Annotated in this window: 16 protein-coding genes; 7 read left to right on the top strand and 9 right to left on the bottom strand. The window is 71.8% G+C overall.

Annotated features, from left to right (window positions below; translation table 11 throughout):
* Positions 1–7: 7 nt before the first annotated feature.
* The gene (locus FHS44_RS34345; RefSeq protein ID WP_246436552.1) at positions 8–1,099 is read right to left on the bottom strand and encodes an MFS transporter; all 1,092 of its coding nucleotides are present in this window, start codon (positions 1,097–1,099) and stop codon (positions 8–10) included.
* A gap of 56 nt (positions 1,100–1,155) precedes the next feature.
* Complete coding sequence (locus FHS44_RS34340; RefSeq protein WP_184722835.1) at positions 1,156–1,623, bottom strand: MarR family winged helix-turn-helix transcriptional regulator; 468 nt, start codon at positions 1,621–1,623, stop codon at positions 1,156–1,158.
* A 126-nt stretch (positions 1,624–1,749) separates the two neighbouring features.
* Between FHS44_RS34340 and FHS44_RS34335 the strand changes: the two genes are divergently transcribed.
* From FHS44_RS34335 to FHS44_RS34315, 5 genes are all read left to right on the top strand, one after another.
* Positions 1,750–5,013, top strand: coding sequence for an efflux RND transporter permease subunit (locus FHS44_RS34335; protein ID WP_184722832.1), 3,264 nt, complete (start codon positions 1,750–1,752; stop codon positions 5,011–5,013).
* Between the two features lie 78 nt (positions 5,014–5,091).
* Positions 5,092–6,522, top strand: coding sequence for an adenylosuccinate lyase (gene purB, locus FHS44_RS34330; protein ID WP_184722829.1), 1,431 nt, complete (start codon positions 5,092–5,094; stop codon positions 6,520–6,522).
* 31 nt (positions 6,523–6,553) lie between these two features.
* Positions 6,554–7,288: a GNAT family N-acetyltransferase gene (locus FHS44_RS34325; RefSeq protein ID WP_221461642.1), complete on the top strand. Its 735-nt coding sequence runs from the start codon at positions 6,554–6,556 to the stop codon at positions 7,286–7,288.
* Positions 7,289–7,354: 66 nt separating this feature from the next.
* Complete coding sequence (locus tag FHS44_RS34320; RefSeq protein ID WP_184722825.1) at positions 7,355–8,002, top strand: LysE family translocator; 648 nt, start codon at positions 7,355–7,357, stop codon at positions 8,000–8,002.
* Between the two features lie 24 nt (positions 8,003–8,026).
* A complete protein-coding gene (locus FHS44_RS34315; RefSeq protein ID WP_184722822.1) occupies positions 8,027–8,656 on the top strand; it encodes a LysE family translocator in 630 nt (209 codons plus the stop codon).
* A 12-nt stretch (positions 8,657–8,668) separates the two neighbouring features.
* Here the strand turns inward: FHS44_RS34315 and FHS44_RS34310 are convergent, their stop codons facing one another.
* Both FHS44_RS34310 and FHS44_RS34305 read right to left on the bottom strand, forming a co-directional pair.
* On the bottom strand, positions 8,669–9,136 hold the full coding sequence (locus tag FHS44_RS34310; protein WP_312863928.1) for a MarR family winged helix-turn-helix transcriptional regulator: 468 nt from the start codon (positions 9,134–9,136) through the stop codon (positions 8,669–8,671).
* 57 nt (positions 9,137–9,193) lie between these two features.
* On the bottom strand, positions 9,194–10,042 hold the full coding sequence (locus FHS44_RS34305; RefSeq protein ID WP_184722818.1) for a hypothetical protein: 849 nt from the start codon (positions 10,040–10,042) through the stop codon (positions 9,194–9,196).
* 212 nt (positions 10,043–10,254) lie between these two features.
* On the opposite strand from FHS44_RS34305, the gene FHS44_RS34300 reads away from it, so the two are divergent.
* Both FHS44_RS34300 and FHS44_RS34295 read left to right on the top strand, forming a co-directional pair.
* On the top strand, positions 10,255–10,776 hold the full coding sequence (locus FHS44_RS34300) for a signal peptidase II (protein WP_184722815.1): 522 nt from the start codon (positions 10,255–10,257) through the stop codon (positions 10,774–10,776).
* Positions 10,777–10,948: 172 nt separating this feature from the next.
* On the top strand, positions 10,949–11,221 hold the full coding sequence (locus FHS44_RS34295) for a GlsB/YeaQ/YmgE family stress response membrane protein (RefSeq protein WP_184723283.1): 273 nt from the start codon (positions 10,949–10,951) through the stop codon (positions 11,219–11,221).
* 74 nt (positions 11,222–11,295) lie between these two features.
* On the opposite strand, the gene FHS44_RS34290 is transcribed toward FHS44_RS34295, so the two are convergent.
* The 5 genes from FHS44_RS34290 to FHS44_RS34270 all read right to left on the bottom strand — a co-directional run bounded on the left by FHS44_RS34290 (position 11,296) and on the right by FHS44_RS34270 (position 15,963).
* Positions 11,296–12,135, bottom strand: a complete 840-nt coding sequence (locus tag FHS44_RS34290) for an LLM class F420-dependent oxidoreductase (RefSeq protein ID WP_184722812.1) — start codon at positions 12,133–12,135, stop codon at positions 11,296–11,298.
* Positions 12,136–12,209: 74 nt separating this feature from the next.
* The gene (locus tag FHS44_RS34285; protein ID WP_184722808.1) at positions 12,210–14,465 is read right to left on the bottom strand and encodes a heavy metal translocating P-type ATPase; all 2,256 of its coding nucleotides are present in this window, start codon (positions 14,463–14,465) and stop codon (positions 12,210–12,212) included.
* Between the two features lie 36 nt (positions 14,466–14,501).
* Complete coding sequence (locus tag FHS44_RS34280) at positions 14,502–15,434, bottom strand: DUF8832 domain-containing protein (RefSeq protein WP_184722805.1); 933 nt, start codon at positions 15,432–15,434, stop codon at positions 14,502–14,504.
* Positions 15,431–15,643: a heavy-metal-associated domain-containing protein gene (locus FHS44_RS34275; protein ID WP_184722800.1), complete on the bottom strand. Its 213-nt coding sequence runs from the start codon at positions 15,641–15,643 to the stop codon at positions 15,431–15,433. Before FHS44_RS34275 ends, FHS44_RS34280 begins: the two co-directional genes overlap by 4 nt.
* A gap of 38 nt (positions 15,644–15,681) precedes the next feature.
* Positions 15,682–15,963 (bottom strand): metal-sensitive transcriptional regulator, encoded by a 282-nt coding sequence (locus FHS44_RS34270; RefSeq protein WP_184722797.1) that lies wholly within the window; start codon positions 15,961–15,963, stop codon positions 15,682–15,684.
* Between the last annotated feature and the right edge of the window lie 221 nt (positions 15,964–16,184).

The raw sequence follows: 16,184 nt of genomic DNA, 5'->3' as shown, positions 1-16,184 counted from the left end.
CCCGGATTCAGCGGGGTGGGCGCAGGGCTCCCGCCGAGGCGGACATGAACGCGGCGAGCAGCACCGGGATGCCCAGGGCGGCGGGCAGGCCGACGATCTCCGCGGCCCCGCCGATGAGGGCCGGTCCCGCGACCAGGCCCGCGTAGCCGATGGTGGCGACCTGGGCGATGGAGGCTCCGGCGTGCTCCGGGTCGTGGTTGCCCGCGGCGGAGAAGACCTGGGGCACGATCGTGGCCAGGCCGAGGCCGAAGAGGGTGAAGCCCGCGACGGCGGCGGGGACCTGGCCGACGAGCAGCGCGGCGCCCAGGCTCACGGCGGCCAGCAGGCCGGAGACGCGGACCAGGCGGACCGGGCCGAAACGCAGGGCCAGCCGGTCACCGGCGAGGCGGCCGACCGTCATGGCGGTGGAGAAGGCGGCGAAGCCGAGGGCGGCGACGCCCTGTGAGGCGTGCAGGTCCTCGAAGAGGTAGACGGCGGTCCAGTCGACGGCGGCGCCCTCCCCGACGAGCCCGGCGAAGGCGACCACGCCGATGAGGATGATCCAGCCGGTCCTGCGTGTCCTGGGAGGCGGGTTCTCCCTGACCGTCGGGGCGGGGGGCAGCAGGTGGCGTCCGGCCAGGAGGCAGGCCAGGGCGAGGGTGACGCCGGTCGTGGCCAGGGTGGGTCCGGCCCCGGCGCCGAACCAGGCGAACAGGCCGCCGACTCCGGCGCCGAGGAGTCCGCCGACGCTGTACATGCCGTGGAAGCCGGACATGAGGGGGCGGCCGCAGGCGCGTTCGACCTCGACGCCGTGGGCGTTCATGGAGACGTCGAGGGAGGCGTTGACGACGCCGTACAGGAAGAGGGAGGCGATGAGCAGGGGCAGGGTCGGGGCGTAGCCGGGCGGGATGACGGCCAGGGCCGTGACGACGGCGGCGGGGGTGATGACGCGGGCGCTGCCGAAGCGGTCGGTGAGGCGCCCGGCGAAGCGCATCCCCACGATGAGGCCGGTGGTGAGGGCGAACAGGCCGTAGGCGAGCTGTCCGTTGCTGAGGCCGAGGTCCTGTTTGACGGCGGGGATGCGGGCGGCCCAGGCGCCGGAGAGGGTGCCCAGCGCCAGGAAGAAGAACGAGACGGCCAGGCGGGGGCCCGTCAGGGAGGCGCCCCCCGGCCCGGTCAGGAGGCGTCCTGGCGGCAGAGGGCGACGGTCGCTGCCTCGATCCTGTCCATGACGCTCAGCAGGTCGCGCAGGGTCTGGGTGTCGAGCAGGCCGATGAGGTGGCGGAAGTCGGCGAGCCCGGCGTCGGTGATCCGTTCGACGAGGGTACGGCCCGCCGGGGTCAGTTCGACGCGGCGGACGCGACGGTCGTTGGGGTCCTCGCGGCGGGTTACCAGGCCGTGGCCGACGAGGCGGTCGACGATGCCGGTGACCGTGCCGAGGCCGACGCCGAGGTAGTGGGCCAGATCCTGGCCCGAGGCGGAGTCCTGGTAGGAAAGGAGCATCACCACGCTGAGCTGGCGCATCGTGAGGTTGGAGTCGAAGAGCGGAGACGGCGGCCTGCGCTGGGCGAGGAATCGCCCAAGGTCCCGCTGCAGCTCGCCGATGCGGTTGATCAGCCGGTCGCGTTCGTCGTCCACACTCACCTCTCCGCTTCCTGAGAAGGTTATCAGGATCGCAAGACGACGTTAAATATTCGCGTAAAGCGAAGTGTTAGGCTGGGGCGAACTTATGTGCAATGCCCCTTCAGGCCCCTTTAGGAGTCCGCCCCCATGACCGCCCTGGCCAGGTTGAGTCTTGCCAACCGCAGCCTCGTCATAATGATCGCGGTCGTGTTGAGCGCCTTCGGCGCCTTCGCGATCCCCTCGCTCAAACAACAGCTGCTGCCCTCCCTCTCGTTCCCCGGTGCCTTCGTGGTCGCCCCCTACCCGGGCGCCTCCCCCGAGATCGTCGAGGAACAGGTCACCAAGCCCATCGAGGACAGCTTCCAGGGACTTGAGGGGGTCACCGAGGTGACCTCGACCTCCAGCGAGGGGGTTGCGCAGGTCCAGGTGTCGTTCGAGTACGGCACCGACATCGACGCCTCGGTGAACAAGATGCAGCAGGCGATCTCACGGATCGGCTCCCAGCTACCCGACGGCGTCGATCCGCAGGTTCTGGCGGGCGGCACCGACGACATCCCGGTGCTGGTGCTCGCGGTGTCCGCGGGCGGTGACCAGCGGACCACCGAGGACAGGCTCAGGCGGACCATGGTGCCCGAGCTGCAGGGCATCGACGGGGTGCGCGAGGCCACGGTGACCGGCACGCGGGAGGAGACCGTGGTGGTCACCCCCGACACCAAGAAGCTCGCCAAGCACGGCCTCGCGCCGACCGCGGTCGCCGACGTGCTGCGCGCCAACGGCCAGTCGATCCCCGCCGGCAGCCTCACCCAGGACAACACGTCGCTGACCGTCCAGGTCGGCAGCCGCATCACCTCCGTCGAGGACCTGGAGAACCTCTACCTGCAGCCCGCCGCCCCGGCGCAGCTCCAGCAGCAGGGGGCCCCTCAGGGCCGTACGGCACAGGCACAGGCGGCGCAGGCCGCGCAGGCGCAGGGCGCCCGGGGGACGGCGGCGCAGCGCCTCCCGGTCGCGGCTCCCAAGCCGCCCAAGCCCGTCAAGCTCGGCGACGTGGCCACGATCGAGCGTTCGCAGGCCGACAGCACCTCGCTGACCCGCACCGACGGCGAGCCCAGCCTGGGCGTCTCGGTCACCATGAAGCCGGACGGCAACGCGGTCGCCATCTCCCACGCGGTGCGCGAGAAGCTGCCCGAGCTGACCAAGGAGATCGGCGCCGCCGCCAAGGTGAGCGTGATCTTCGACCAGGCGCCCTACGTGGAGCGTTCGATCGAGGACCTGACCACCGAGGGTCTGCTCGGCCTGGCCTTCGCGGTGCTGGTCATCCTGATCTTCCTGCTGTCGGTGCGCTCGACGCTGGTGACGGCGATGTCCATCCCGCTGTCGGTCGTCATCGCGCTGATCGCGCTGTGGCTCGGCGACTACTCGCTGAACATGCTGACCCTGGGCGCCCTGACCATCGCCGTCGGCCGCGTGGTCGACGACTCGATCGTGGTCCTGGAGAACATCAAGCGCCACCTGGGGTACGGCGAGGCCAAGCGGGACGCCGTGCTCGCGGGCGTGCGGGAGGTGAGCGGCGCCGTCACCGCCTCGACCCTGACGACCGTCGCGGTCTTCCTGCCGATCGCGGTGGTCGGCGGCATGGTCGGGCAGTTGTTCGCCCCGTTCGCCATCACCGTGACGGTCGCGCTGCTGGCCTCGCTGCTGGTGTCGCTGACGATCATCCCGGTCCTGGCGTACTGGTTCCTCAAGGCGCCCGTGCTAACCCCCGAGCAGGCGCGCGTGATGCGCGAGGAGGCCGAGGCCAAGGAGCTTCGCAGCCCCCTGCAGCGGATGTACCTGCCGGTCCTGCGCTTCGCCACCCGGCGCAGGCTGATCACCGTCCTGGTCGGCATCCTGGTCTTCGTCGGCACGATGGGCCTGGCCGGGCGGCTGGAGACCAACTTCCTCGACTCCTCGGGCCAGAACACCCTGTCGCTGACCCAGAAGATGCCCCCCGGCACCGACCTGGCCACCACCGACGCGGCGGCCAAGAAGGTCGAGCAGGTGCTCTCCTCCTTCAGGGAGGTGGAGACCTACCAGGTCAACGTGGGCGGCGGTGGCGGCTTCATGGGCGCGGCCGCCGGAGGCGGCGGCGGGGACCGCGCCTCCTACTCGGTGACGGTGGCCGAGGGCACCGACACCACGGCGCTTGAGGACAAACTGCGCGACCGGCTCGGCGGGCTCAAGGACGCCGGTGAGATCACCGTCGGCGGCTCCCAGGGAGGCCCCGGCGGCGGCTCGACCAACCAGCTCCAGGTGATCGTGCAGGCGCCGGACCTCGAGACGCTGCGCGGCGCGGCCGAGACGGTCCGCGGCGCGATGGCGGGCATGAGCGGCCTGCGGGACGTCTCCTCCAACCTGGAGGCCAGCGCCAAGCGCGTCGAGGTCCAGGTCGACAGGAAGAAGGCCGCGGAGAAGGGCCTGACCGAGGCGCAGATCGGCCAGTTCGTCGCGCAGGCCTTCAGGGGCGCGCCGCTTGGCCAGGTCACCCTCGACGGCCGGGCCAGCGACCTGATCCTGCGCAGCGGCGACGCCCCCGAGGACATGGCGCAGATCGGCAGGCTGAAGCTGCCGACCGCGACCGGCACGGTCAAGCTGTCCGAGGTCGCCAAGGTGGCCAGGGTCGACGGCCCGACCCAGGTGACCCGGGTCGACGGTGAGCGCAGCGCGACGGTCTCCGGCACCTCGACCGCCAGCGACCTGGGCGCCCTGACCGCGACGCTGACCACGAAGATGCAGGACCTGAAGCTGCCCGACGGCGCCCGCTACACCATCGGCGGGGTGAGCGCCGACCAGAACGAGGCGTTCGGCCAGCTCGGCCTGGCGATGCTCGCCGCCATCGCGATCGTCTTCATGATCATGGTGGCGACGTTCCGCAGCTTCGCCCAGCCGCTGGTGCTGCTGGTCTCGGTACCGTTCGCCGCGACCGGCGCCATCGGCCTGCTGCTGGCCACCGGCACCCCGCTCGGCGTGCCCGCCCTGATCGGCATGCTGATGCTGATCGGCATCGTCGTGACCAACGCCATCGTGCTCATCGACCTGATCAACCAGTACCGCGAGAGCGGGCTCGGGGTGGTCGAGGCGGTGATCGAGGGCGGACGCAGGCGACTGCGGCCGATCCTGATGACCGCGGTCGCCACGATCTTCGCGCTGATCCCGATGGCGCTCGGCCTGACCGGCTCCGGCGGGTTCATCTCCCAGCCGCTGGCCATCGTGGTCATCGGCGGTCTGCTGTCCTCGACGCTGCTGACGCTGGTGCTGGTGCCGACGCTGTACGTGATCCTCGAACGGACCAAGGAGCGTTTCAGCCGCGGGTCCAAGGCAGGTAAGCACGAGGCCGAGGTCAAGTCCCAGGGTGACCTGACCCCGGTCGGCTGACCTCTCGCACGGGGTACGGCGGGCGTCGCCGTACCCCGTGGCGGGCCGGGAGCGCGGGCGGCAATAGACTGAGGCAACGTGACTGCCAAGCCTCGCATCCCCAACGTTCTGGCCGCCCGCTACGCCTCGGCGGAGCTGGCCCGCCTGTGGTCCCCGGAGTACAAGGTGGTGGCCGAGCGCCGCCTGTGGCTCGCGGTGCTGGCCGCGCAGGCCCGGCTGGGGATCGCGGTGCCAGAGGAGGCCGTCGCCGACTACGAGAAGGTCGTCGAGCAGGTCGACCTGGCCTCCATCGCCGAGCGGGAGCGGGTCACCCGCCACGACGTCAAGGCCCGCATCGAGGAGTTCAACGCGCTGGCCGGGCACGAGCACGTGCACAAGGGCATGACGTCGCGCGACCTCACCGAGAACGTCGAGCAGCTGCAGATCCGCGACAGCCTCCTGCTGGTGCGCGACCGCTGCGTGGCGCTGCTGGCCCGCCTGGGCACCCTGGCCGCCGAGCACTCCGGCACCGTGATGGCCGGGCGCTCGCACAACGTGGCCGCGCAGTCCACCACCCTGGGCAAGCGGTTCGCCTCGGCCGCCGACGAGCTGCTCGTCGCCCTGGCCCGCCTTGAGGAGCTCATCGCCCGCTACCCGCTGCGCGGCATCAAGGGTCCGGTCGGCACCGCGCAGGACATGCTCGACCTGCTCGGCGGGGACCGGGCGAAGCTCACCGAGCTTGAGGACCACGTCGCCACCCACCTGGGCTTCGCGAACCGGCTGACCAGCGTCGGGCAGGTCTACCCCAGGTCGCTGGACTACGAGGTCGTCACCGCGCTGGTGCAGCTCGCCGCCGCCCCCTCCTCGCTGGCCAAGACCATCCGGCTGATGGCCGGGCACGAGCTCGTCACCGAGGGCTTCGCCGAGGGACAGGTCGGCTCCTCGGCCATGCCGCACAAGATGAACACCCGCTCCTGCGAGCGCGTCAACGGGCTGACCGTCGTGCTGCGGGGCTACGCCTCCATGACGGGCGAGCTGGCCGGTGACCAGTGGAACGAGGGCGACGTCTCCTGCTCGGTGGTACGGCGGGTCGCCCTGCCCGACGCCTTCTTCGCCTTCGACGGGCTGGTCGAGACGATGCTGACCGTGCTGGAGGAGTTCGGCGCCTTCCCCGCCGTCATCGCCGCCGAGCTCGACCGCTACCTGCCGTTCCTGGCCACGACCAAGATGCTGATGGCCGCGGTGCGCGCCGGGGTGGGCAGGGAGAGCGCCCACGAGGTGATCAAGGAGCACGCGGTCGCCTCCGCGCTGGCGATGCGCGAACGCGGCGCGGGCAACGAGCTGGTCGCGCGCCTGGCCGCCGACGAGCGCTTCCCGCTGGGCGAGGCCGAGCTGCGGGAACTGCTGAGCGAGCGGCTGTCCTTCACCGGCGCCGCCGCCGACCAGGTCGAGGCGGTCGTGGCCAGGATCCAGGAGGTCGTCGCCCGCCACCCGGCCGCCGCGGCCTACGTCCCCGGCGCGATCCTGTAGACCTTCTTCTTGGAGCTTTTTGGAGCCCCCCATGGAGTTGACCTCCGTCGAGGACGTCGCCGCCGCCTGCCAGGACGACACGATCGTCATGTGGGCGGCGCAGGGGATGCGCGACGGCATCCGGGCGTGGGCGCACGGCGAGGCGGTCGCCGTCGCCAGCCCCGACCTCAACCGCCGCGACCGCCTCACCGTGCGCGGCCCCGCCGACCAGGTCGCCGTTCTCGTACGGCGGGCGCTGCCGGAACTGGCCCCCTCCTACCGCGTCATGGCCGAACGGGACCTGGCCGGTGAGCTGGCGGACCTGCTGCCGGGCTCCGGCCCGGTCCGGCCGTTCGAGTGGATGGAGACCGCCACCCCACCCGCCCCCCACGACGCCGGGGACGAGGAGACCGGGTGGCTCCTGGAGACCGACGCCGAGGTGAGCGCCCTGCTGACCGAGGCCGCCCCCTCCGCGTGGGCCGTACCGGGCTTGCCGGGAATCCGCAGGTGGGCGGGGGTGCGCTCCGCCGAGGGCAGGCTGGTCGCGACGGCCGCCGACGCCTGGTCCTGCCCCGAGGTGGGGTTCGTCGCCGGGGTCGCGACCGCCCCGGCGCTGCGCGGCAGAGGATACGGGCGGCGGGTGTGCGCCTTCGTCTTCCGGTCGCTGATCGCCACGCACGGCAGGGTCGCGCTGGTCGTGGACACCGACAACCGCGCCGCGATCGGCGTCTACGAGCGGCTCGGCATGCGCCTGCGCCCGGTCGCGGCCCTGGCGGTGCCCGTCTGAGGCGAGCGGTCCACTTCGTGGAATTGGCCGTTCTTCCCGGGCGGGGACGCGGGACAGGATGCGGACATGGCTTCGCTCACCTCCTTCGCCGCCGTCGCGCTGATCGCCCTCGGGATGGTCCTCACCCCCGGGCCCAACATGCTCTATCTGATCTCACGGTCGGTGACGCAGGGCAGGGGGGCGGGCATGGTCTCCCTGGCGGGCGTCGCCACCGGGTTCCTGGTCTACCTGGCCGCGACCGCGGCGGGGATCGCGGTGGTCTTCGCGGTTGTGCCCGCCGTCTACACCGCCGTCAAGCTCGCGGGCGCGGCCTACCTGCTGTGGATGGCCTGGAAGGCGCTGCGGCCCGGCAACGACGTCTTCGCCCCGGGGGAGACGCGCTTCGACCCGCCGCGCAGGCTCTTCTCGATGGGGCTGCTCACCAGCCTGCTCAACCCCAAGATCGCGGTGATGTACGTGTCGCTGCTTCCCCAGTTCGTCGATCCCGCCCTCGGGAACGTCGCCGCGCAGGGTCTGGCCCTCGGCCTCGTGCAGGTCGTCGTCTCGCTGTCGGTCAACACCCTGATCGTGCTGGCCGCGGGCTCTGTCGCCGCCTTCCTGGCGCGGCGGCCGATGTGGGCGCGGGTGCAGCGCTACCTGACGGCCACCGTCCTGGCGGGGATCGCGGTGCGCGTCGCGACCGACCGTTCGCGCGCCCTGGCCGCCGTCCCATAAGACGCACGGTGCTACATTTCAGCCGTGCTCACCGCCGTGCTCGCCTTCACCGCCGTCGCACTGGTTCTCACCGTCTCTCCCGGTCCGGACACCGTGATCGTGCTGCGCACGACGGTCGCCTCGGGCCGCAGGGCCGGGCTGCTCGCCGGGACGGGGGTGATCCTCGGCTGCTACGTGTGGGGTGTGGCGACCGCGCTCGGCCTGACGGCCCTGCTCGCCGCCTCCGACCTCGCCTACACCGCCGTCAGGATCGCCGGTGCCGCCTACCTGACGTGGCTCGGCGCGCGGGCGCTGTGGAACAGCCGTCCCGGCGCCGCGACGCGGCAGGAGCGGCCGGAGGCGGAACTCGCGACCGGCGCGTGGAAGGCCATGCGGGCCGGGTTCGTGACCAACCTCCTCAACCCCAAGGTCGGGGTCATCTACATGACCCTGCTGCCGCAGTTCGTCCCGCACGACGCCGCCGTGCTCCCCACGACCCTGCTGCTGGTCACGGTGCACAGCCTGCTGGGCATCGCGTGGTTCGCGCTCGTGGTGACGGCCGCGCACGCCGTACGCGGCGGGCTCGCCAGGCCGTCGGTGCGCCGCCACATGGAACGGCTGACCGGCCTGGTGTTCGTCGGCTTCGGCATCCGCCTGGCCGCCGAGGCGCGCTGAGTCATACGCCTCTCAGGCGCCGAACCAGCCGGGCACGTCGAGCCGGAACGTCTCACCCTCGGTGAGCGCGCGCAGGTCCGTCTCGAACGCCCGCATGCGCTCCGGCCCCAGCGTCCCCGCCCAGCGGGCGCGCAGCTCGTCGAAGACGCGCGCGGAGAGCGCCAGACTCTCCAGCCCGTACGGCGTGAGCCGTACGATCTTGCGCCGGGCGTCGCCGGGGTCGCAGGCGCGCTCCACGTAGCCCAGTTGCTCCAGGGTGCCGACGGTCTTGCCCGCGGCCTGCTTGGAGATGCCCAGGCGCCTGCCGAGCTCCACGGCGGTCGTGCCCTCGACGCCGATGGCCTGCATGACGAAGCCGTGCATGGGCCGTACGTCCGGGTGCCCCCGGCGGGCCAGTTCGGCGTGGAGATCGTCGATGAGCATCCGGAAGCCGAGCAGGAGCCTGAGCGGGAGCTCGAAGCCGGGGGGATCACTGGACACGGTCGGTAACCTGGTTCGCCATTTCGACAACTATGTTTACGTTTCCCACCTTAGCGGTCACGGCGAGCCGGTCCTGCGTCTGTACTCGTTCCACGCCGTGACGCAGTAGCCGTAGCGCCAGTCGCCGGGGGACAGGTGGCGGCAGGCATAGGCGGCGCCGACGGCGCCCGGCGAGGGCCGGGGCTGGGGGGCCGGGGGCTCGTTCGTCCGGCCGTCCTGCGTGCGCGACCGGGCGCCCCTTCTGTCCGCGCCGGTGTGACCCCTGCCCCAGCTGTTCGCCCGCCGCAGGGCGTGCCGCTGCCGCCGTTCCCTCCCGGCCGCCCGGGTGGTCCTGGTGGGCCTGGTCATCGTGGGCCGTTCTTCGGGCGGTGCCACGGTTCTCACCGGGTCCCGGGGTGGTGTCGTGTCCCGCTCTCTCGTCACCTTCCTCGGGCGCTCCTTCTCGGCAGGGGGGCGGCCCGGCGCGGCCGTGACCGTCGGGACGGGCACGGCGGCCGGGGTCGCACTGGCCTCGACGACCCTGGGGGGTTCGCTGGTCTCGGTGGTTGCGGCGGGGGTGGGGACGGCGGCCCGGATGCCCTGCGGCCAGTACGGCGGCGCCCAGCCGGACGTCCAGACGCCGACCCCGGCCGCCGCGAGGAACCCGATCAGCAGCGCGGACCGCAGGAGACGGTCCCGGGGCAACTCCCGCCACGACCACGGCTCAGGCTCCGACGGCCGCCTGCGGCGGGTGCGCAGCGCCGTGAGATCCAGGCCGACCCAGTCCCCGTAGGAGAACGGATCGCCCGCGGTGCCGTACGGCACGGGCGCAACCGGAGCGGGCGGGGGCGGGTTGTCGTAGGGATGTCTGCCCCTGGGGGTCGCACGGGGACGCCTGGTCCGGGTGGGTTCGTGCTCACCGCGCATCTCGCCTCCCACACGCATCCGTCCTGATCAGCCTGCCCTCGATCACACATCGTGTATCGCCGGTGACAGTACTGTCCTACTGACCTGTTATCAGAAACAGGTGCCAAATGCGGGGAAACGCGCGCAAGCCACACGATCTTCGGTGTTGGGGAAGCGTCCCGGTAGTCTCGGGAAAATCCTGGTTCGGATATCGGCACAGCACGGAGGCATGAATGATGCGGTTGGAGCGGGGTTCGGGTCGGCTGTACGCCATGATGCTCACGCTGACCGTGGTGGTCGTGCTCCTGGACCAGCTCACCAAGTTCTGGGCGGTCTCCACGCTGTCCGGTGACGAGCGCGTCGCCGTGCTCCCGCCGCTGATCCACTTCAGGCTGCTGTACAACGCCGGAGCCGCGCTCTCCATAGGAAGCGGCGCGACCTGGGTGTTCACCCTGGTGGCGGCGGGCGCCGTGGCCGGCATCCTGTACGCCGCGCGCCGCCTGGCCTCTCCCGGCTGGGCGCTGGTGCTGGGCGCGCTGCTCGGCGGCGCCGTGTCCCACCTGGGCGACCGGCTCCTCCGCCAGCCGGGCTTCGCCCGCGGGCACGTCGTGGACTTCATCGACTACGGCCCGTTCGTGGGCAACGTCGCCGACATCGCCCTCGTCGGCGGGGGCGTGGCGCTGGTGCTGCTCACCCTGCGCGGGGTGCCGTTCGCCAAGGCATCAGCCAAGGCACCGGCCGAGGAGGCCGTCTAGCCGCCGGCCGGATTCCCGGGGGCACCACCGCTGTTGACCAGCGGCGATCGGTTCACGAACCCTTCTCCGGGTATTTCGGTCACCCTCATCCTCGGTAGATCGTGATTTTTCATGTGTTGTCTTCACTTTCAAGGGCATACGCATGGCAGCCGAGCAAGAGGGAGAGTGGACCATGACAGTCACCGGCATCATCACCGCCATCGTCATCGGAGCGATCATCGGCGCGTTGGGCCGGCTGGTCGTCCCCGGGCGTCAGGGCATCCCCATCTGGCTGACCATCGTGATCGGCATCGTCGCGGCCCTCATCGGGACCGCGATCGCCGGTGCGCTGGGCGTCTCCAGCACCAGGGGAATCGACTGGATCGAGCTGCTCATCCAGATCGCCCTCGCGGCCGTCGGCGTCATCGCCGCGGCGGGCCTGTACGGCAGGCGCGGCGTGCGGTGACCCAGCCCGGCACGTGAACTCACGGACGGCCCCGGCCAGGGGAGACCTGGCCGGGGCCGTCCGGTGTGTTCATGTCACTCCCCGCGCGCCTCGGCCAGCGCCGCCTCGAAGGTGTCCATCTCCCGCTGGAGGCGGTCCAGGCCCGCCGACGGCAGCCACGCCATCACCCGGGCGACCCCGGCCCGCTCGCACGCCTCAAGCACGGCGGGGTCGGCGGGCGCCGCCATGACCACCGTCACGACCCGCCTGCCCGCGTCGGCGGCCCTGCGCTGGAGCTCACGCGCCCGGTCGAGGACGTCCGGCGCGTAGTTCGGCAGCCAGCCGTCGCCGTAGGAGAGCACCCGGTCGAGCACCCGGGGGCCGGTGCCGCCGACCAGCACCGGGGGATGGGGGCGCTGCGCGGGCTTGGGCCAGGAATAGATGGGGTCGAAGGAGACGAACCTCCCGTGGTACTCGGCCTCGTCCTGGGTCCAGATGCGGCGCATGGCCTCGACGTTCTCCTTCATCACCGCGAAGCGCCGCGCCGGATCGACCCCGTGGTTGCGGATCTCGGGCTCGTTCCAGCCCGCTCCCACACCGAGTTCGAACCGGCCCCCGGTCAGGTGGTCGATGCTCGCCACCGTCTTGGCCAGGCTGATCGGGTGGTGCTGCGGGACCAGGCAGACGCCCGTCCCCACCCGCAGCCGACTCGTGACCACGCCCGCGGCCGTGCAGGCGGTCAGGGCGTCGTAGGTGTGGGCGTACCTGCGCGGCAGCGTCCCGCCCTCCGGCGGCACGGGCGGCTCCCCGGAGGCCTGGATGTGGGTGTGCTCGGTGAAGAAGAGGGCGTCGTGGCCCCGTTGCTCGACGAGCTGGGCCAGCACGCCCGGACGGACCGCGTCGTGTGTGGCGAAGTACCCGAAACCCGTTTCCATGGCTTCCCCGTTCCCTGCGGTCTTCTACGGTGGGCGGGCGGGCGCGGCACGTGTGCGCCGCGCCCGCCCCGAGGTCATCTGAAGCGGCGGAGCCTGAGGCTGTTGCTCACCACGAACACCGAGGAGAACGCCATCGCGGCTCCGGCGATCATCGGGTTCAGCAGCCCGAGCGCGGCCAGCGGCAGCGCGGCCACGTTGTAGGCGAACGCCCAGAACAGATTGCCCTTGATCGTCGCCAGTGTACGGCGCGACAGCCGGATGGCCTCGGCGGCGGCCCGCAGGTCGCCCCTGACCAGGGTCAGGTCGGCGGCCTCGATCGCCGCGTCGGTCCCGGTGCCCATCGCCAGGCCCAGGTCGGCCTGGGCGAGCGCGGCGGCGTCGTTGACCCCGTCGCCGACCATGGCCACCGAGCGGCCCTCGGCCTGCAGCCGCCTGACCACCTCGACCTTGCCCTCGGGCAGCACCTCGGCGATCACCTCGTCGATGCCGACCTCGGCGGCGACCGCGCGGGCCGCGGCCTCGTTGTCGCCGGTCAGCAGCACCGGCGTCAGTCCGAGACCGCGCAGCCGCTCGATCGCCTCGGCGCTGGTCGGCTTGACGGTGTCGGCCACGACGAGGACCGCGCGGGCCCTGCCGTCCCAGCCGACCGCGACAGCCGTACGGCCCGCGGCCTGGGCCGTCTCCACCGCCCGCCCAAGCTCGGCGGGCAGGTGCTGCGACCAGTCGGCCAGCAGCCTGGGCCTGCCGACGACCACGGCGTGGCCGTCCACGATGCCCTGGACGCCGAGCCCCTCGACGTTGGCGAAGTCCTCCGGGGTGGGCAGCTCGCCCACTCGCTCGGCGGCGGCGCGGGCCACGGCCCTGGCGATGGGGTGCTCGGAGGCGTGTTCCAGGGCTCCGGCCAGGCGCAGCACCTCGTCACGGTCCTCACCGTCGGCCGGGTGCACGCCGGTGAGGGTCATCCGGCCCTCGGTGACGGTGCCGGTCTTGTCCAGCACCACGGTGTCCACCTTGCGGGTGGACTCCAGCACCTCGGGGCCCCTGATCAGGATGCCGAGCTGGGCGCCGCGTCCCGTGCCGACCAGCAGCGCGGTCGGGGTCGCCAGGCCGAGCGCGCAGGGGCAGGCGATGATCAGCACCGCGACCGCCGCCGTGAAGGCCGCCGAGGCGCCGCCTCCCGTGCCGAGCCAGAAGCCGAGCGTGGCCACGGCCAGCGCGATCACGATCGGCACGAAGACCCCGGAGACCCGGTCGGCCAGGCGCTGCACCTGCGCCTTGCCGGTCTGGGCCTCCTCGACGAGCCTGGCCATCCTGGCGAGCTGGGTGTCGGCGCCGACGCGGGTGGCGCGCACCAGCAGGCGGCCTCCGGCGTTGACGGTCGCGCCGGTCACCGCGTCGCCGGGCTTCACCTCGGCCGGGACCGACTCGCCGGTCAGCATCGAGGCGTCGACCGCCGAGGAGCCCTCCTCGACCACGCCGTCGGTGGCGATCTTCTCGCCGGGCCGTACCACGAACACGTCGCCCACGGCGAGCCGGTCGGCGGGGACGCGGATCTCGCGCCCGTCACGCAGCACGGCCACGTCCTTGGCGCCGAGTTCGAGCAGGGCCCGCAGCGCGGCACCCGCCCGGCGCTTGGAACGGGCCTCGAAATAACGGCCCGCCAGGATGAACGCCGTCACCCCCGCGGCGGCCTCCAGGTAGATGTTGCCCGACCCGTCGGTGCGCTCGATGGTGAACGCGAACGGGTGGGTCATCCCCGGCGTGCCCGCGCTGCCGAAGAACAGCGCCCACAGCGACCAGCCGAAGGCCGCCAGTGTGCCGATGGAGACCAGGGTGTCCATGGTGGCCGTGCCGTGGCGCAGGTTGGTCCAGGCGGCCCGGTGGAAGGGCCAGCCCGCGTAGACCACGACCGGCGCGGTCAGCGTCAGCGACAGCCACTGCCAGTTCGGGAACTGCAGCGCGGGGACCATCGCCATCGCGATCACCGGTACGGCGAGCACCACGGCGGTGACCAGGCGGGCCCGCAGCGGCCGAAGCTCCTCGGCCGCCTCGTCGCGGTCGCCGTCCTCGGAAGGGGTGGCGGGCGGTTCGGGAAGCTTGGCGGTGTAGCCAGCCTTGGCCACCTCGGCGACCAGGTCCTCGGGGCTGATGTCCCCGGAGTAGGTCACCTTGGCCTTCTCGGTCGCGTAGTTGACCGTCGCGGTCACGCCGTCGAGCTTGTTGAGCTTGCGCTCGATGCGGTTGGCGCAGGACGCGCACGTCATGCCGCCGATCGAGAGTTCGACCGCGCCGCCGGGAACCGGGGCCCTGTCGTCGGTGAGGGGGGACATCGTCTCTCCTTTCTCGGGTTTGCCGGGTCGGCGCCCTCAGTGGGCGTGTCCCCCGTGGCCGTGCCCGCTCCCCGAGGGGGACGGGGCAGGGCTCGCGGGAGCGGTCTGTCCGGTGTGCACGGTGAAGCTCGCGGTGCGCACGACCCCCGCGTGCTGGAAGTCCAGGAAGAGCCGGTAGGCGCCCCGGCTGGGCACCTCGGCGTGGAAGGTGATGCCGGGTCCCGGGGCGGTCCTGCCGTCGCCGGGCTCCCCGTCTGGGTGGACGTGCAGGTAGGCCAGGTCCCCGTCGCGCAGCGCGACCAGGTGGCCGTAGGCGCCCAGGTAGGGCTGCAGGTCGGTGACGGGACGGCCGTCCTTGGCGACGTTCAGGGTGATCCTGCTCGACGCGCCGGGGACCAGGTCGCCGTCGAGGGTGACGGTGTAGCCGTCCACGGTGGCCGTACGGCTCGCCGCGGGCAGTTCGGCGGGGGTGTAGTCGCCGGGGGAGCGCAGGTCGACGCCCAGGGTCATGGCGTCGCCGCCCTCGGGGGCGAAGTCGGCGAAGGCCCGGTAGACGCCAGCGGCGGGCAGCGTCAGCGGCACCGACCACTCGCCGCCCCCGGTCTCCTTCGGGTGCAGGTGCCAGAAGCCGCCGAGGTCGCGGGAGACCACGATGAAGTGCATCTTCTTGTCGTGCTGGACCCGGTATCCGGTGACGGGCCCGCCGTCGGGGGCGGTGACGGTGAAGCGGAAGTCCGTCTCCCGGCCCGCCTGGACGGTCGTGGTCCGTGGGGTCAGCGTGTAGCCGTTGTTCGACACCTGAAGTCCTTCCGGTACGGACGCCTCTTGGGGGACGGGTGAGGCGGACGTGTGGGTCGTGACCCGGGGGGTCAGACCCGCGGCGTCCGCCGCCCTGCCCGCCCCGAGGGCCCCGCCGAACAGGACGGCGAGACCGAGAAGATAGGCCCCCAGCCTGGCCGGGGTGTTCATGCCGGGTCGGCCACTTCGTATCCGGCGGTCCTGACGGCGGCTCTGACGGCCTCGTCGCCGACCGGGCCCTGGCCGCTCACCGTCAGCAGACCGGTCGCGAGGTCCACCTCGACGCCGGTGACGCCGGGGACCTCCCCGACCTCCTCCTTGACGGAGCTTACGCAGTGGCCGCAGGTCATGCCCTTGACGGTGTATGTGGTGGTGCTCATCGTCGTCTCTTCTCTCGGTTCCACGGGGTCGTGCTCTGTCAGGACCTGACCAGGCGCGCGATGGCGTCGGAGGCTTCCTTGATCTTGGCATCCGCCTCGGCGCCGCCCTTGGCGGCCGCGTCGGCGACGCAGTGCGCCATGTGCTGCTCAAGCAGGGACAGGGCGAAGGATCTCAGCGCGTGGTCGGCGGCGGACACCTGGGTGAGGATGTCGATGCAGTACTTGTCCTCCTCGACCATCCGCTGCAGGCCGCGTATCTGGCCCTCGATCCTGCGCAGCCGCCGGAGGTGCTCCTGCCTGTCGGCGGTGTAACCGGCCATCTCCTTCTCCTCTCCGGTGGTCGCTTCACCCTCCACAACACGGTACCCCCCTACCGTATTCCCGACGCATCCGGGGCACTGGATTCATACCCCTAGGGGGTATATCGGCGACCATAACATACCCCCGTGGGGTTGTCCCTCCGAGGAGAGCCGTGATGCTTACTGAGAGTAGCTAAATAATTACCTATAGTTATTGTCTTGTTTGGGGTAATAATACGGAA

The organism is Streptosporangium saharense (assembly GCF_014203715.1).
In the GTDB taxonomy this organism is placed as follows: domain Bacteria; phylum Actinomycetota; class Actinomycetes; order Streptosporangiales; family Streptosporangiaceae; genus Streptosporangium; species Streptosporangium saharense.
The sequence above is the reverse complement of the archived record's forward strand: the minus strand, read 5'-3'. Positions and strand labels throughout refer to the sequence as shown.

Coding starts and splice junctions, on each gene's coding strand:
- FHS44_RS34335 (WP_184722832.1), top strand. CDS start 1,750: ATGACCGCCCTGGCCAGGTTGAGTCTTGCCAACCGCAGCCTCGTCATA.
- FHS44_RS34325 (WP_221461642.1), top strand. CDS start 6,554: ATGGAGTTGACCTCCGTCGAGGACGTCGCCGCCGCCTGCCAGGACGAC.
- FHS44_RS34320 (WP_184722825.1), top strand. CDS start 7,355: ATGGCTTCGCTCACCTCCTTCGCCGCCGTCGCGCTGATCGCCCTCGGG.
- FHS44_RS34305 (WP_184722818.1), bottom strand. CDS start 10,042: ATGCGCGGTGAGCACGAACCCACCCGGACCAGGCGTCCCCGTGCGACC.
- FHS44_RS34300 (WP_184722815.1), top strand. CDS start 10,255: ATGATGCGGTTGGAGCGGGGTTCGGGTCGGCTGTACGCCATGATGCTC.
- FHS44_RS34295 (WP_184723283.1), top strand. CDS start 10,949: ATGACAGTCACCGGCATCATCACCGCCATCGTCATCGGAGCGATCATC.
- FHS44_RS34290 (WP_184722812.1), bottom strand. CDS start 12,135: ATGGAAACGGGTTTCGGGTACTTCGCCACACACGACGCGGTCCGTCCG.
- FHS44_RS34285 (WP_184722808.1), bottom strand. CDS start 14,465: ATGTCCCCCCTCACCGACGACAGGGCCCCGGTTCCCGGCGGCGCGGTC.
- FHS44_RS34280 (WP_184722805.1), bottom strand. CDS start 15,434: ATGAACACCCCGGCCAGGCTGGGGGCCTATCTTCTCGGTCTCGCCGTC.
- FHS44_RS34275 (WP_184722800.1), bottom strand. CDS start 15,643: ATGAGCACCACCACATACACCGTCAAGGGCATGACCTGCGGCCACTGC.
- FHS44_RS34270 (WP_184722797.1), bottom strand. CDS start 15,963: ATGGCCGGTTACACCGCCGACAGGCAGGAGCACCTCCGGCGGCTGCGC.